The organism is Vibrio sp. 10N.222.46.A1, assembly GCF_041473595.1.
Classification (GTDB): Bacteria; Pseudomonadota; Gammaproteobacteria; order Enterobacterales; family Vibrionaceae; genus Vibrio; species Vibrio tasmaniensis_A.
Map to the genome: position 1 here is coordinate 1 of NZ_JBFRSN010000819.1, position 386 is coordinate 386.

The following is a 386-nucleotide window of genomic DNA, read 5'->3' on the forward strand; positions in this document are numbered from 1 at the left end:
ACACTTATGTGTCGGGGGCTTTTTATTCTTGGTTCGGAACCGTGTCAGCTGTGTTAAAGGCTGGTTTCGTTAGGTTCTAAATCGATTTACTTGGTTTTCTAGGTGATGAGCAACTTCGGTTAAGTCACTCGCGGCACCAGAAATGCTGCTGACCGACTCTTGGTTGCTTTGTGCGATGGTGTTTGCACCTTGCGCGTTTTCACCCAACGACTTGGTTAAGCAATCTTGTTCGTCAACAGATACTGCGATCTGGCTGTTGGCTTGATTCAAATCTTGGATGTGTTGGTTAATCACATGCAGGTTCTGAGAGGCTTGTTGTGCCTGAGTCGAAGCATCTGAAACCGTGCTGTGGCTCTCTTTGATTGACTCTAACGCATCTTTAGCAC

The 386-nt window shown here is 46.6% G+C and carries 1 pseudogene; it reads right to left on the bottom strand.

The annotated features are described in order from the left end of the window. Positions 1-69 precede the first annotated feature (69 nt). Positions 70-386: pseudogene (locus AB4496_RS20510) on the bottom strand (methyl-accepting chemotaxis protein); the annotation flags it as partial.